Here is a 13,244-nt window from a genome sequence, read left to right on the forward strand (position 1 = left end):
CGTCGAACCGGAAGACGACGAAACCCCGCAAGCCGACAGGGACTAGGATTTCGCGCTCACCCCAAGTGAGGCACCACTCCGGATTACGCGCTCACTTTCAAATGAGGCACCTCGCCCACGCGGCCGAGCGCTACTGCCGGCCACTACTCGCGCTGCCATCCCCCGGGGTCTCATTCGTGATGGTCCATTCGCGCACCACGTTCGGATCCGCCCCCATCGAGTAGAGCACGCCCTTGATGCGTTCGCGCACCTGCGCGTCCTCGTCATCGCTCCAGCAGGTGCCGTCCGGATGGTCGGATGCGATGGGGCACCAGCGGTACTGGCCCTGCCGCATGTTGGCGGTGGGCAGCCAGTCGATGCGGTTCACGCGCCACGTTCCCGCCTGTCCCTTGCGCCCGGCGAACTGGATGCGCGCCGTGAGCCCCTGGTTGTTCACCACGCGGCTCGGGGAGGATGCTGTGACGGTGACCGCATTGCCGAGCCCGTAGATGATCCACGTGCCGTGGTAGTTCTCGATCGGCTGGGCGGAATGGCTGCCGGTGCCGAAGATGAGGTCGAACGCGCCGGTGTCAGCCAGTTCGTGCGCCTCCGCCACCTGCCAGGAATCCGCCTTGTCGATGTATTCGACGACCGAGTGCATGGCGACGGTCACCAGATCCGCCCCCTGCTCGCGGGCGGCCTTGGCCTTGGCAACGGCACGGTCGATGTCCGACTGATGGTGCGCATCCTCCTTGCCGCGCAGACGGTCCACCATCCAGTCCTCGCTCGGCTTGTTGCCGTTGAGCGAGACGGTTCCGGCGATCACGGCGAGCTTGCCGCCGCCGGTGGGCGAATCGAGCACGAGGGGCTTCATGGAGTCGGCCTCGTTGGCATAGGAGCCGGTCTGCTTGAGTCCGGCCCGGTCCAGCGTATCGATCAGGCGCTGGATGCCGGCAAGCCCCTGATCCCAGGAGTGGTTGGTGGCGTGCGTGCACGCGGTGTAGCCCACCTTGGCCACCGCTGCGGCGGTTTCCGGCGGGATGTTGAACGACGGGTAATCGGCGTAGGGGCCGCCCGGCTTGGAGACGGGGGTTTCGAAGTTGCACACCGAGATGTCGGATGCCTTGAGGTAGCGGGCCATGGGGGCGAACAGTTCGGTGAAGTCGTACGCCGTGCCGTCCGTGGCCGCGGTGTTCGCGCCGGCGAAATTGTTCCACAGTCGGGCGTGGAACAGCATGTCGCCGTTGACGAGCAGCGAGATGCAGTCACGGTCCGGGCAGTCCGGCCCGTTGCCGGGGTGGGTCTCGGGCGGGGCGGGGACCGCGTTGGCGCGCGTGAGTTCACGCCCGGAGAGGGCGGCAAGCATCCCGCTGCCGCCGGAGCCCGTGCCGCCTGTGGTGCCGTCCTGCCCGCCGGCGTTCATGCGGTGCCAGACCACGCCGGCGCAGGTCACGAGCAGCACTGCCAGCAGTGCGGCGAGGGCAGCGGTGATGCGCGCACGGGCCTTGCGCGCGGTGCTGCCCGCCCGATCAGCCATGCGACCCGCATGCATGTACCCCGCATGCCGATGGGGTGCATTGCCGCCCGCCGACCCGGAAACCACGCGACGCCCGTCCGTCCTATGCCCATCGTTCTTCATACTGCCCCTCACGTTGCTCTCTGTGATGCACTCTACTCCCGTGAACGCATCCACTCATGCACGAAGCTCGCGGAAACTGCAACCACGGTAGGAACAGGCTGTTCCCGCCATACCGCGCATTACCCCGGCCCACCGCTCGACCGCCATCGTGCAAAACACTGTTCCGGCCGCATCATGCCGCCGCACACCGCTGCCTGCGACACACGTCAGTTCGGCGGATTTGCTTGACTGTGAGCGCTCCCTTTGCGGCCCCTACCCCCGTCCCATACAATTGACCCTTGGAGACAGGCGGACAACGGCGTACCTTCTGTCCCCCTTGACCCGTACGCCGTTCCCTCCTTCACCAACCGCAATCGACTACGTAGCGGCCCCAAAACACGTACTTCCGATTTGTGCGGTGCTTTTCCGCGTATGGCCGAGTATCCGCAGCGTCATTTCGGCCATTTCACGGGGGTCCTACTTGGCAAACAGCTGATTTCCACCGCACAAATCGGAAATGCAATCCGCCTCAATCGCAAAATTCTGTGCCGTCGGCCCCGAAGGCGTAGTTTTCGCAACATTCGCACGATCGGTCCAACCTGTGCCGCCTCTAGTGCAGGTTGGACCGATCGCGCGAAAAAACGGCCGCTTTCAGGGCTAAAAATCGCATGATCGGTCCAACCTACGAATTTGGGCGCACAGGTTGGACCGATCACGCAATTGCCCCGGCCGTGCAACCGCATCGACCGAGGCATCGAGCAGACAGGAATCGAATAATGACCTCAACCGCCACGAGCGATTCCATTGGCACGGGGACAGCCAAATCACCGCAGAACATTTCTGAGAAAAGACCCGATGATCCCCGTAGTCCTTGGCTCCTCGCCCTCATGCTCCTCCAATTACCCTTTGCCTTTTCGTATACATAATGGTATGCTTTTCGTGTACGAAACTTCGGAGGGGAGGCGCGATGACAATACTCGTACATCCAAGAGTGTTGCAGAAACGCCCTTGGCTGGACGAGAGGGAGATACTCTCCACTTGGATGGACGCCGCACGAACGCTACCCCGTCAGGGAGGATACGAGCCCAACCAAAAGATGGCCGTCGGATGGGATTGGCACGGACAACTCACCGAACTCATCGCTTACGAAGGAGAAGAGAACAACGAGTGGATTATCTTCCACGTCGCGCCAGCACGAAAGAAGTTTCTGACCGAGATGGGGTTCTCGGACACAGAAATACGACAGCTCATCGGAAGGAGATGACCAAGATGGCAGATTACAAGGCAAAAGGCGGCATCGAAATCACCGACGATATGATTGATCAGTGGGATGAGGACGCCGACAACGGCATCTTCCATGGCAAGCCCGGCAAGCTCGTCATCAATAAACCGCTGGGGCGTCCGCCGCTGTACGAGGAGCCGATGGTTCCAATCACATTCCGTATGCCAGAGAACGACGCGAATGCCCTGCGTGAAGCCGCCGAACGCCGCGGCATCTCTTTCGCGGATATCATGCGCGAAGCATGTCACCGGGAATTGGAACGGCAGCACGCCTGAAAAAGCCCGCATTTCGGCATGAAAAAGGGTTTTAGGCAATTGCCTAAAACCCTTGGTGGCGGACAGAGCGAGATTCGAACTCGCGGGGGCTTGCGCCCCAACGGTTTTCAAGACCGTCTCTTTAGACCGCTCAGACATCTGTCCATCGTCATGCGCAAAAGCGCATGGCATGTCATTATGCAAAGACCGGGGGACAGACGCAGTTCCGCCTCTCCCCCGGTCGAACCCAGCCGAAATCGGCCAAAGCCCGGTCAGACCTGCGACCGAAGATCAGGCCTCCCATGTGACGGACAGTCCAGTGGACTGTCCGTAGCCGACGCGACACCACGGAGCGCCGCGCAGGACTCAGCAGGCCTGATTGAAGATCAGGCCTCCCACTTCTGCGGCTCGATCACCTCGCGACCGCCCATGTAGGGACGCATGGCCTTCGGGATTTCGATGGAGCCGTCCTTCTGCTGGTGGTTCTCGAGGATGGCCACGAGCCAGCGGGTGGTAGCCAGCGTGCCGTTGAGCGTGGCGACCGCGCGGGTGGAACCGTCTTCGGTGCGCTCGCGAATGTTGAGGCGACGAGCCTGGTACTCGGTGCAGTTCGAGGTGGAGGTGAGCTCGCGGTAGCGGCCCTGGGTGGGGATCCATGCCTCGGTGTCGAACTTGCGGGCAGCGGAGGAGCCGAGGTCTCCGGCGGCGGTGTCGATCACGCGGTACGGGACCTCTACCTTGGCGAGCATCTCCTCCTCCATGGCGAGCAGGTGCTTGTGCTCGGCGTAGGAGTCCTCCTGCTTGGTGTAGACGAACATCTCCACCTTGTCGAACTGGTGGACGCGGATGATGCCGGAGGTGTCCTTGCCGGCGGCGCCGGCCTCGCGACGGTAGCAGGAGCTCCAGCCGCAGTAGCGCAGCGGGCCGTTGGACAGGTCGAGGATCTCGTTCTCGTGCATGCCGGCGAGCGCCACTTCGGAGGTGCCGACCAGATACTGGTCGTCGGGCTCGCGCAGGCGGTAGATCTCGTCCGCGTGGGAGTTGAGGAAGCCCGTGCCGGCCATGACCTCGGGGCGCACCAGCGTGGGGGTGATGGCGAGCGTGAAGCCGTGCTGTTCGGCTTGGTCGACGGCCATGGTGAGCATGGCGATCTGCATGCGGGCCACCTGACCGCGCAGGAAGTAGAAGCGGGAGCCGCCCACCTTCACGCCGCGGCGCATGTCGATGCCGGCCACGCCCACGCCGAGCGTGAGGTGGTCCTTCGGCTCGAAGCCCTCGGCCTCGAAGTCGCGGGGCTGGCCGACCTTCTTGACGACCACGTAATCGTCCTCGCCGCCTTCGGGGGCCTCGGGCTCAACCACGTTGGACAGCTTCCACATGGCGGTGGTGTATTCCTCGGACGCGGCGTCCGCGGCGGCCTTGTACTCGCCCACCTTGGCGGCGAGTTCCTTGGTCTGCGCGATCAGTGCGGCCTTCTCGTCCGCGGGGGCGGCGGCGACCTTCTTGCCGATCTCCTTCTGCTGGGCGCGGGCGGCTTCGAATTCCTTGAGGGCGGTGCGACGGGCCTCGTCAGAGCGCAGCACCTCGTCGACGAGCTCCACGGATTCGCCGCGCTTGCGCTGCGACTCCTTCACCACGTCGGCATGTTCGCGAATGAATTGAATATCAAGCATGTGCCCTAGCCTAATGCCGCGAGCCGACACAGGCCAGCCCCCGCGGACCGCCCGCCCCACACGCCATCCACGCCGCCCAAGCCGCCTCATCCGAGCAAACGGCTGGAGCAACCAGAGGAAGGCATCCTTATATATGCATATGGTGACAGCGTGGGCACACAGTGGGCACAGCGTCCCCACTCGGCACAAACGCACAGTGGCATCGCATCCGTGGCATGACCACGCGTACCAAGTGAGTTGCGACTGAGACGCATCCGCGTGTTCCCGCCGCACGTGCAGGAATCGTTCACAAATGGGTAAGCCGCCGCAATGGGCCGGCCGGCCGTGCGCACAATGGGAGGCATGCCCACACCGCTGATCGTCACGCTCTGCGTCATCGCCGCCGTCCTGGCCCTCGCGGCCGCCGCCTTTCTGGTCTGGAGGCTCAACAAACGGCGCAAACTCAATCAGGCGGTGGAACAGCGCGACGACGATACGCACAGGAGCAGCTACGCGTTCGTGATCAACCCCTCCAAGCCGCATGCCGAGGAGCTGCGCGCCCGCATCACGGCGTTCTGCCGCGAGCGGGACATCGACCATTTCTTCATCGACACGCAGCTGGACAAGGACGGCAACGCGTGCGCCCGCGAAGCCGTGGCGCGCGGGGCCACCGGCGTGGTGGCGGTGGGCGGCGACGGCACCGTGCGCACGGTCGCCTCCGCCATGGCCAAGTTCGACGGCATTCCGATGGGCATCATCCCCATCGGCACCGCCAACCTGTTCGCCCGCAACATGGGCATTCCGATCGACGACGTGGACGCCGCCCTCGCCGTCGCCACCTCGCACGGCAGCCGCCACGTGGACATGGGCCGCCTGTGCGTGCTCGACTCCGACGAGCCCGAGCACGACCACGGCTTCCTGATCGTGGCCGGGGTGGGGTTCGACGCGCTCATGATCGACGACACGAACCCGAACCTCAAGAAGAACATCAGCTGGCTCGCCTACTTCGCCTCCGCCACCAAGCACCTGTTCTCCCCCAGAAACCACGGCGACGTGACCATCACCGACCAGCGCGGCAACACGCAGACCTACACCGGACTCGCGTTCCGCACGTTCATGGCCGGCAACTGCGGCCAGCTGCCGGCGCTGAGTCTCATGCCCGAAGCCGTGAGCGACGACGGCTACCTCGACTTCGAGCTCATCGACACCACGGGTGGCATCCTCGGCTGGGCGAACCTGTTCGGCGACGTGGTGCACCAGACCATCACCGGGCGGGCCAAGCAGAGCCCGCTGTCCACCAACTCGCGCATCGACCAGATCAAGGGCAGCCGCGCGGAGATCCGCCTCGCCAGACCCATCCTCGCCCAGGTGGACGGAGACGTGCTCGGCAAGACCCGGCACGTGGCGTTCTCCATCGAAAAGCAGGCGCTGTGCGTGCGCGTGCCGGAGGTGCCCGCCGAGCCGACCGGCATCATGGCGCTGTAGAGGCTCAAACCGCGGAACCGTAGCGCCGGCAGGAAACGGACGACACGCGGAAGCCGTTCATCCAACGATCGGAAAACGTTGGGTAAACGGGAGGTGAATCACGGAAGAAAAGTCCGGGAATTCACAGCGCACCGCCGAAACGCCTACTACCGCCGCTCAGTCCCAAAACGCTCCCCGATTCCCCCGCCATCCCCGTTATTCCCGGCATCGCACCGCCCACCCGAACCTCACAAAAAGGGAAAGCGCCGGGGAAAATAATATGGGCACAGGCTGTACGCAGGCAACATACAGGTTTTACAATGCAAACACTGATGCAAACGCCGCTGCAGTTTGGGGGACGTTGGGGACGGCGCGAAGGCGACCGTATCCATACCTTGATTCGCATCGACGCGACCATCGGCGCGCAACAATCAAGGAGAAGCATGAAGCAGAAATCATGGATTCGCTGGGTGGCCCTCGCCGCATGCGCGGCCATGGCCGTCCCGTTCGCGGCAACGGCCAACGCCGCCGACGCAGGCCAGACCCCGACGCTGCAGCAGGGCGTGGTCTCGTCCCGTCTCGCCAACGCCACCGGCAACACCCTGGTGTTCATCCAGACCAAGGGCGAAAGCGGCTTGGCGGTCAGCGCCAAGAACGGCACGTCCCCGCAGGCCCGCGAGGCTAACCGCGGCGCGGCCGACGCCGCCGCCAACCAGTCGGCTGCCACCGCCAACGGCGTGTTCGACCAGCTCAAGAAGCTCGACGCCAACGCCAAGCGCGTGTACACCACCTCGTACACCATCCCCGGCGTGGCCGTCTACGCCGACGCGAACGCCGTGCGCACCCTGGCCGAGCGCAACGCCGACGTGGTCAAGGTGAGCCCCATCACGCTCAAGACCGCCACCGACACCAGCACCGCGGCCGTGACCGGCAGCGACGCCAAGCCGGCCAACGCGAACAACGACGCGCTGGTCCGCGCGATCAGCACGTGGACGCAGACCGGCAAGACCGGCAAGGGCGTCAACATCGCCATCATGGACACCGGCCTCGATTACACCCACGCCGACTTCGGCGGCCCCGGCACCACCGAGGCCTACCAGCAGGCCCTCTCCTCCAATACCGTTCCGGCGGGCCTCTACGATGCCGCCAAGTTCCTGGGCGGCACCGATCTGGCCGGCTCCGACTACTATCCGAACGACGGCAAGCACATCACCCCGAGCCCGGACAGCAACCCGATCGACGGCGAGGGCGGCCACCACGGCACCCACGTCGCCGGCACCGCCGCGGGCTACGGCGTGAAGGCCGACGGCACCAGCGCCAAGGGCAACGACTATGCCAAGACTTCCGAGGCGGACGTGCGCTCCATGGAGATCGCCCCCGGCTCCGCCCCCGAGGCCGGCATCTACTCCATCAAGGTGTTCGGAGACAACGGCGGCTCCACCGGTCTGGTGGGCGCCGGCCTTGACGTGGTGGCCAAGTACATCGCCGAAGGCAAGCAGATCGACATCCTGTCCATGTCCCTCGGCGGCGCCTACGGCTCCGCCGACGATCCGGACACCGCCAAGGTCAACGAACTGACCAAGCAGGGCGTGCTCTCCGTGGTCGCTGCCGGCAACGACGGCGACTTCACCGACATCATGGGCAGCCCGGCCACCGCGGCCAGCTCCCTCGCCGTGGCCGCCAGCCAGTCCGGCGGCACGCTGCAGGATGGCATCACCGTCAACGCCCCGGCCGATCTGGCCGCCGCGCACAAGCAGCTCGCCGGCCAGTACTCGATGAACATTCAGGGCGCCTACGCCGTGACCGGCAAGGTCGTCAAGCTCACCGACACCGACGCCACCGGCTGCACCCCGTACACCGACGCCGCCAAGAGCGCCGTCAAGGGCAACATCGTGTGGGTCGACTGGGACGACGCCAACGTGGTCTGCGGCTCCGGCGTGCGCTTCAACAACGCCCAGGACGCCGGCGCCACCGGCATCCTGTTCGCCTCGCAGTCCAACCTGCCGTCCGCCGGCATCGGCGGCAACACCACGCTGCCCGGCTTCCAGGTGGTCAAGGACTCCGTCGCCGCACTCAAGCCCGCGCTTGACGCCGGCACGCTCAACGTGACCCTGTCCTCCGACCAGCGCATGGCCCTCAAGGTCAACTACGCGGCCGACTACCAGGACGTGGTGGCCGACTTCACCTCCCGCGGCATCCACGGCTCCGCCGACGGCACCGTCAAGCCCGACGTCTCCGCCCCCGGCGTGGGCATCATCTCCGCGTCCGCCGGCACCGGCACCAGGCCCGAAGTGATGGACGGCACCTCCATGGCCACCCCGCTGACCTCCGGCGTGGCCGCCCTCGCCTTCCAGGCGCACCCGGACTGGACCCCGGAGCAGATCAAGGCCCTGGTGATGAACACCGCCGACCATGACGTGACCATCACCAAGGACGGCAAGGCCCTGAGCCCGCTGCGCGTCGGCACCGGCCGCATCGACGCCCTCAACGTGGTGAACAACCCCGTGACCGTGGCCGCCACCGACGATCCGACCGCCGTGACCGGCCAGTTCGGCATCGTGCAGGTGCCTGTCAAGGGCTACGCCGCCACCAAGTCCTTCACGGTGAAGAACACCTCCGACAAGCCCGTCACCTACGACGTGGCCTACGTGCCGCGCACCGAAACCCCGGGCGTCACCTACACCGTGAGCACCAAGACGCTGACCGTTCCCGCCAAGGGCACCGCCACGTTCGACGTGACGCTGAACATCCCGGACCAGTCCGCGCTGCGCCACACCCGCGACACCACCCAGCCCGAGCGCAACCCCGCCACCGCCGAGCACGCCACCAACTACGTGACCGACGCGAGCGGCATCGTGCGTCTGGCGCCCGTCAAGGGCTCCGACGCCGCGTTCTCCGCGCTGCGCGTGGCCGTCTCCTCCGCTCCGAAGCCGATCTCCGAGACCACGTCCAGCCTCACGTTCACCAAGGGCTCCAAGGATGGCACGCTGACCCTCAGCGGCCACGGCTTCCAGCAGGGCGACGGAGCCGAAGCCTACGCCTCGCAGGTGGCTCCGATGCAGCTGCTCACCGAGGATCCGGCGGGCGACGAGGCGACCAGCGTCGACAGCGCCCGCTCCGCCTCCGCCGGCGACATCCGCGCCTTCGCGTTCACCTCCACTGCCCCGCAGCTGGCTGACCCGTCGCAGGGCTACCTGGCCTTCGGTCTGCAGACCGACAAGACCTGGTCGCTGGTGAACAGCAACGTCTTCATGCCGGAGATCACGCTCGACACCAACGCCGATGGACTGCCCGACGCCTTCGTTTCCGTGAACTCCGCCGAGCCCGGCACCCCGAAGCCCACCCCGGTGGACGCCACGTGGGTGGAGACCTCCAAGATCAACTGCACGGCCGAGGGCTGCGCCATCGGCGAGGTCATCGATTCCCAGCCGCTGGCCACCGCCACGGTCGCCGACTCCAACGTGATCGTGCTGCCGGTCAAACTCTCCGCCCTCGGCATCGACAAGAACGCCAAGAGCGCCCCGATGAGGGCCTCCGCGCAGATCGAATCCATGACCGCCGCCAACGTGTCCACCGACGGTTCCGACGTGGCCGACACGACCGACGTCGTGGCGTTCGACGCTCTCAACCCGAGCCTGTGGTTCGGCGAGAAGGGCCAGAAGGGCTCCGGCACCTACCTGTACGCCGACGCCGACGGCACGTCCATCGCTGCCCATCAGGCTGCGGACGCCAAGGCTTCCAAGGCCAAGGCGCTGGTGCTGCACCTCAACGCCAAGGCACCGGTGCGCTCCGACGATCAGACGACGAACATCGACATCCAGACGCCGCAGACCGTGGTGCCCACGGACAAGACCAAGCTGCAGACGCTCGTCGACTCCGCCGCCGGCCTCAAGCAGGCCGACTACACCGCCGACAGCTGGAAGACCTTCGCCGACGCACTCAAGTCCGCCAAGGACGTGCTCGCCAGCAAGGACGCCACCCAGCAGCAGGTCGACAGCGCATACGCCGCCCTCCAGACCGCCATCAACGGCCTGAAGAAGAACGCCCCGCAGCCCACCGTGGACAAGACCAAGCTGCAGACGCTCGTCGACTCCGCCGCCGGCCTCAAGCAGGCCGACTACACCGCCGACAGCTGGAAGACCTTCGCCGACGCGCTCAAGTCCGCCAAGGACGTGCTCGCCAGCAAGGACGCCACCCAGCAGCAGGTCGACAGCGCATACGCCGCCCTCCAGACCGCCATCAACGGCCTGAAGAAGAACGCCCCGCAGCCCACCGTGGACAAGACCAAGCTGCAGACGCTCGTCGACTCCGCCGCCGGCCTCAAGCAGGCCGACTACACCGCCGACAGCTGGAAGACCTTCGCCGACGCGCTCAAGTCCGCCAAGGACGTGCTCGCCAGCAAGGACGCCACCCAGCAGCAGGTCGACAACGCGACCACCGCCCTGCAGACCGCCATCAACGGCCTGAAGAAGACGGTCCCGCAGGTCGACAAGACCAAGCTGCAGGGTCTGGCGGACGCCGTCAAGGGCCTCGAGCAGGGTGACTACACCGACGAGACCTGGACCGCGTTCCAGTCCGCCCTCAAGTCCGCCCAGGACGTGCTCGCCAACAAGGACGCCTCGCAGCAGCAGGTCAACGACGCGTACACCGCCCTCAAGGCCGCGTACGACGGTCTGACCAAGCCGGCTGACGACAACAACGGCACCACCGACAACAACGGTACGACCGACAACAACCAGACCGACAACAACCAGCCGTCCGGCACCGTGGTGGTGAACGGCAACAAGAACACCGGCAAGACGAACGGCAAGGACGCGAACAAGCTGTCCGCCACCGGTGCCGCCGTCGGCACGATCGCGGTCCTCGCCGTGGTCGCCGCCGCGGTCGGCGCAGGCGCGGTGATCGTCCGTCGCCGCAACGCCAACAGGTAACAGGTACGCAGGTCCGAGCCGGCAAGCCAGCCGGTCCGAGCCTAGGCTCTGAAAAGGGGAGGTCCCTCGCATCGCAGTCATGTGAACCGCGATGCGAGGGACCTCCCCTTTTGCGGAGATCTCTACGGCTTCTGTGCCGAGTCTCCTTGTCCGCTTGCTTGCCGAAGCCTTTGCTCCGGATCACCGGGCTTTGCAGGCGTTTGCCGAATCGCTTACCCGTCTCCACCGCAGGCATCCGCAGGCGCATCCACAGACATCCGTGTGGCGCGCAAACGAATCGGGGCCTTCCCTCCGGTCAGCCTGAAAAAGGCAACCGGCGGAAGGGCCCCGATTCGTTGGGCAATTGAGGCAACGTTACGTTGCGTGACCGATCAGAGCAGGTCGAGCAGCATCGGATCGGCGAGTGCGATCACGGCGGCGCGGGCATCCTCGGCGGTGCGCGCGTCGACCGCGTAGGCGGCCATCTGCTGGCAGGTGGACATGTCGTGCATGCGCAGGGCCGCGCGCACGGCGTTGACCTTCTTGGGCGCCATGGAGAGCGATCCCACGCCGAGGCCCGTCAGCACGAGCGCGAGGAGCGGATCGCCGCCGGCCTCGCCGCACACGCCGACGTACTTGCCGGTGGCACGGCCGCCGTCGCAGGCCATCTTGATCATGTTGAGCACGGCGGGCTGCCACGGGGTGAGCAGGTTCGCCAGATCGCCCTTGAGGCGGTCGGCGGCCATGGTGTACTGCGCGAGGTCGTTGGTGCCGAGCGAGGCGAAGTCCACCACGGAGAGCACCTGCGCGGAGCGGATGGCCGCGGCGGGCACCTCGATCATGACGCCCACCTTGGGCAGCCCGAGCGCGCGCACCTTGTTGGCGAACCATTCGGCCTCGTCCACGGTGGCGACCATCGGGGCCATGACCCACAGGTCGCCGTGCGTGGCCTCGTACGCGTTGGCGAGCGCCTGCAGCTGCGTGTCGAGCAGGTCCTCGCGGCGCTGGCTCAGGCGCAGGCCGCGCACGCCCAGGGCCGGGTTCTCCTCCGGTCCGAGGTCGGCGAAGGCGAGCGGTTTGTCCGCGCCGGCGTCGAGGGTGCGCACCACCACGCGGCGGTCGCCGAACTCCTGCAGCACCCTAGTGTACGTCTCGGTCTGCTCCTCGAGCGTGGGGGCGGATTCGCGGCCGAGGAACAGGAACTCCGTGCGGAACAGGCCGGAGCCCTCAAGGTCGAACTTGGCGGCCTTCTCGGCGTCCGCGACGGTGCCGATGTTGGCGAGCAGCTTGACCTTGTGCCCGTCGCGCGTGCTGCCTTCGCCGCTGGAGCCGGCGAGCGCGGCGGCGCGACGACGGGAGCGGTCGGCCAGCTGGGCGGCCTCCTCGTCGGTCGGCGAGACGATGATCTCACCCACGCCGCCGTCGAGCGCAACGGTGTCGCCTTCGGTCACGGCTTCGAGCACGCCCTCGGCGCGCACCACGGCGGGAATGCCGAGCTGCGCGGCGAGGATGGCCGTATGGCTGGTGGGGCCGCCTTCCTCGGTGATTACGCCGAGCACGGTCTCGGGGCTCAGCGTGGCGGTTTCGGCGGGCGCGAGGTCGCGGGCCACGAGCACCACGGGCTCGCTCAGGTCCGGCACGCCGGGAGCGGGCAGTCCGCGCAACTCGCAGATCGTGCGGTCGCGCACGTCGTTGAGGTCGGTGACGCGCTCGGCCATGTAGCCGCCGAGCTTCTTGAGCAGTTCGGCGTAGCCCTCCACCGCGTTGTGCACGGCGTGGGTGACGCCGTCGCCGGCCTTGAGTCGCTTGGTGACGGCCTTGACGAGGCCGCGGTCGCCCGCGAGCTGGGCGGTGGCCTCGAGCACGGCGCGGGACTTGTCGGAGGTGGCCTTCGCGGCACGGGCCTTGAGGCCCTCCACCACGGCGGCCATGGCGGCCTTGACGCGTTCGGTGTCGGCGGCCGGGTCGGTGCAGGCGGGCTCGTGCTCGTCCACGCCGGGCGCCTGGCGCACCAGGGCGAGCTTGCCGCTGGCGGTGCCGGCGCACACGCCGATGCCGTGAAGAATGCGATGTTCGCTCGTCATG

At 66.5% G+C, this 13,244-nt stretch carries 7 protein-coding genes and 1 tRNA gene; 4 read left to right on the top strand and 4 right to left on the bottom strand.

The genetic code is table 11. The features are described from left to right. Nucleotides 1-130 precede the first annotated feature (130 nt). Nucleotides 131-1,516 carry a CapA family protein gene (locus tag AC1AZA_RS09210; protein WP_476514366.1) on the bottom strand — a complete coding sequence of 462 codons (1,386 nt, stop codon included), beginning with the start codon at nucleotides 1,514-1,516 and terminating at the stop codon, nucleotides 131-133. Nucleotides 1,517-2,564: 1,048 nt separating this feature from the next. Here AC1AZA_RS09210 and AC1AZA_RS09215 point away from each other — a divergent pair. After that, nucleotides 2,565-2,861, top strand: a complete 297-nt coding sequence (locus AC1AZA_RS09215; RefSeq protein ID WP_476514367.1) for a hypothetical protein — start codon at nucleotides 2,565-2,567, stop codon at nucleotides 2,859-2,861. A 5-nt stretch (nucleotides 2,862-2,866) separates the two neighbouring features. After that, entirely contained in the window at nucleotides 2,867-3,154 is a 288-nt protein-coding gene (locus AC1AZA_RS09220) for a ribbon-helix-helix domain-containing protein (RefSeq protein ID WP_476514368.1), read from the top strand. A gap of 56 nt (nucleotides 3,155-3,210) precedes the next feature. On the opposite strand, the gene AC1AZA_RS09225 is transcribed toward AC1AZA_RS09220, so the two are convergent. Together AC1AZA_RS09225 and serS are read right to left on the bottom strand one after the other, a co-directional pair. Further along, nucleotides 3,211-3,298, bottom strand: a tRNA-Ser gene (locus AC1AZA_RS09225). Nucleotides 3,299-3,519: 221 nt separating this feature from the next. Continuing rightward, a complete protein-coding gene (serS, locus tag AC1AZA_RS09230; RefSeq protein WP_476514369.1) occupies nucleotides 3,520-4,806 on the bottom strand; it encodes a serine--tRNA ligase in 1,287 nt (428 codons plus the stop codon). Nucleotides 4,807-5,148: 342 nt separating this feature from the next. On the opposite strand from serS, the gene AC1AZA_RS09235 reads away from it, so the two are divergent. After that, nucleotides 5,149-6,270: a diacylglycerol/lipid kinase family protein gene (locus AC1AZA_RS09235; RefSeq protein ID WP_476514370.1), complete on the top strand. Its 1,122-nt coding sequence runs from the start codon at nucleotides 5,149-5,151 to the stop codon at nucleotides 6,268-6,270. Nucleotides 6,271-6,692: 422 nt separating this feature from the next. After that, nucleotides 6,693-11,180 carry a S8 family serine peptidase gene (locus AC1AZA_RS09240; RefSeq protein WP_476514371.1) on the top strand — a complete coding sequence of 1,496 codons (4,488 nt, stop codon included), beginning with the start codon at nucleotides 6,693-6,695 and terminating at the stop codon, nucleotides 11,178-11,180. 371 nt (nucleotides 11,181-11,551) lie between these two features. Here AC1AZA_RS09240 and ptsP read toward each other — a convergent pair whose 3' ends face one another. Beyond that, nucleotides 11,552-13,243: a phosphoenolpyruvate--protein phosphotransferase gene (ptsP, locus tag AC1AZA_RS09245; protein WP_476514372.1), complete on the bottom strand. Its 1,692-nt coding sequence runs from the start codon at nucleotides 13,241-13,243 to the stop codon at nucleotides 11,552-11,554. Between the last annotated feature and the right edge of the window lies 1 nt (nucleotide 13,244).

This window comes from Bifidobacterium sp. LH_389 (assembly GCF_056357235.1).

What these genes read in the sequence shown, in the direction of transcription:
- AC1AZA_RS09215 (WP_476514367.1), top strand. Translation starts at nt 2,565, where the DNA reads ATGACAATACTCGTACATCCAAGAGTGTTGCAGAAACGCCCTTGGCTG.
- ptsP (WP_476514372.1), bottom strand. Translation starts at nt 13,243, where the DNA reads ATGACGAGCGAACATCGCATTCTTCACGGCATCGGCGTGTGCGCCGGC.
- AC1AZA_RS09240 (WP_476514371.1), top strand. Translation starts at nt 6,693, where the DNA reads ATGAAGCAGAAATCATGGATTCGCTGGGTGGCCCTCGCCGCATGCGCG.
- AC1AZA_RS09210 (WP_476514366.1), bottom strand. Translation starts at nt 1,516, where the DNA reads ATGGCTGATCGGGCGGGCAGCACCGCGCGCAAGGCCCGTGCGCGCATC.
- AC1AZA_RS09220 (WP_476514368.1), top strand. Translation starts at nt 2,867, where the DNA reads ATGGCAGATTACAAGGCAAAAGGCGGCATCGAAATCACCGACGATATG.
- AC1AZA_RS09235 (WP_476514370.1), top strand. Translation starts at nt 5,149, where the DNA reads ATGCCCACACCGCTGATCGTCACGCTCTGCGTCATCGCCGCCGTCCTG.
- serS (WP_476514369.1), bottom strand. Translation starts at nt 4,806, where the DNA reads ATGCTTGATATTCAATTCATTCGCGAACATGCCGACGTGGTGAAGGAG.